At 53.2% G+C, this 2,500-nt stretch carries 1 rRNA gene (running past one end of the window); it reads right to left on the bottom strand.

From position 1 onward, the window contains the following. Positions 1–2,467, bottom strand: a 23S ribosomal RNA gene (locus tag AC56QQ_RS06990) (it extends 343 nt beyond the left edge of the window). Positions 2,468–2,500: the final 33 nt, after the last annotated feature.

The raw sequence follows: 2,500 nt of genomic DNA, 5'->3' as shown, positions 1-2,500 counted from the left end.
CTTGGGACCTGCTCCAGCCCCAGGATGCGATGAGTCGACATCGAGGTGCCAAACAACCCCGTCGATATGGACTCTTGGGGGTCATCAGCCTGTTATCCCCGGCGTACCTTTTATCCGTTGAGCGATGGCCCTTCCACGCGGGACCACCGGATCACTATGACCGACTTTCGTCTCTGCTCGACTTGTCAGTCTCGCAGTCAGGCAGGCTTATGCCATTGCACTCAGCGAACGATTTCCGACCGTTCTGAGCCCACCATCGCGCGCCTCCGTTACTCTTTAGGAGGCGACCGCCCCAGTCAAACTACCCACCATACATTGTCCCGGACCCGGATAACGGGCCGCGGTTAGACATCCATAGTAATAAGGGTGGTATTTCAAGGGTGGCTCCACCTGAGCTGGCGCCCAGGTTTCAAAGCCTACCACCTATCCTACACATGCCACTACGAATGCCAATGTAAAGCTATAGTAAAGGTGCACGGGGTCTTTCCGTCTAACCGCAGGAACCCCGCATCTTCACGGGGAATTCAATTTCACTGAGTCTATGCTGGAGACAGCGGGGAAGTCGTTACGCCATTCGTGCAGGTCGGAACTTACCCGACAAGGAATTTCGCTACCTTAGGACCGTTATAGTTACGGCCGCCGTTTACTGGGGCTTCGATTCAGAGCTTGCACCCCTCCTCTTAACCTTCCAGCACCGGGCAGGCGTCAGACCCTATACGTCGTCTTGCGACTTCGCAGAGCCCTGTGTTTTTGATAAACAGTCGCTACCCCCTGGTCTGTGCCACCCTCCTCTACTTGCGTAGAAAAGGGTCACGCTTCTTCCGAAGTTACGCGTGCAATTTGCCGAGTTCCTTCAGCATAGTTCTCTCAAGCGCCTTGGTATACTCTACCAGACCACCAGTGTCGGTTTCGGGTACGGTTTATAAGGAGGAGCTATTTCCTGGAACCACGCAGCAGCCCGTTCAATCCGATAAGATTGGACTACCTCAATGATCCGTCACTACCTCCAAGCCCACGAATATTAACGTGGTTCCCATCGACTACGCGTTTCCGCCTCGTCTTAGGGGCCGGCTAACCCTGCTCAGATTAGCTTTAAGCAGGAACCCTTGGTCTTTCGGCGGGGGAGTCTCTCACTCCCCTTACGTTACTCATGTCAGCATTCGCACTTCTGATACCTCCACCACCCCTCACGGGTATGGCTTCATCAGCTTACAGAACGCTCCGCTACCGCTTGGCCCTTGCGGACCAAACCCTAAGCTTCGGTGTATGGCTTTAGCCCCGTTACATTTTCGGCGCAAAGACCCTTATTTAGACCAGTGAGCTGTTACGCTTTCTTTAAATGATGGCTGCTTCTAAGCCAACATCCTGGTTGTTTTGGGATCCTCACATCCTTTCCCACTTAGCCATAACTTGGGGACCTTAGCTGTAGGTCAGGGTTGTTTCCCTTTTCACGACGGACGTTAGCACCCGCCGTGTGTCTGCCGACTAGTACTCCCAGGTATTCGGAGTTTGGTTAGGTTTGGTAATCCGGTGAGGACCCCTAGCCCATCCAGTGCTCTACCCCCTGGGGTATTCGGTCGACGCTCTACCTAAATAGATTTCGCGGAGAACCAGCTATTTCCGAGTTTGATTGGCCTTTCACCCCTAGCCACAAGTCATCCCGAACTATTGCAACAGTTATGGGTTCGGTCCTCCAGTAAGTGTTACCTTACCTTCAACCTGCTCATGGCTAGATCACTCGGTTTCGGGTCTAATGCGACGAACTGAACGCCCTATTCAGACTCGCTTTCGCTGCGCCTACACCTAGCGGTTTAAGCTTGCTCGTCACACTAAGTCGCTGACCCATTATACAAAAGGTACGTGGTCACCCAGGACGAACCTTGGGCTTCCACTGTTTGTAGGCAACCGGTTTCAGGTACTCTTTCACTCCCCTTGTCGGGGTGCTTTTCACCTTTCCCTCACGGTACTAGTTCGCTATCGGTCATGCACGAGTACTTAGGCTTGGAGGGTGGTCCCCCCAATTTCAGACAGGATTTCACGTGTCCCGCCTTACTCGAGGACGATGATTTGCATTACGCGTACGGGGCTGTCACCCACTATGGCCCTACTTTCCAGAAGGTTCCGCTTGTCTCATCATCGCCACTGGCCTGGTCCGGGTTCGCTCGCCACTACTTCCGGAGTCTCGGTTGATGTCCTTTCCTACGGGTACTTAGATGTTTCAGTTCCCCGCGTTCGCCACTTTACCCCTATGTATTCAGGGTAAGTTACCTATTATCGATACTTGGAAACCACAGCAGCAAGTCACCCTGCTGCTCTGATTTTCCAAGTACCTTAGGTGGGTTTCCCCATTCGGAAATCTACGGATCAAAGGGTATTCGCACCTCCCCGTAGCTTATCGCAGCGTATCACGTCCTTCATCGCCTGTGCATGCCAAGGCATCCACCAATTGCCCTTAAGACACTTGATCGTTCTCATTGCCAATGCCCACCCGCGCAATCCG

This window comes from Mesorhizobium sp. RCAM 05099 (assembly GCF_059683685.1).
The sequence above is the reverse complement of the archived record's forward strand: the minus strand, read 5'-3'. Positions and strand labels throughout refer to the sequence as shown.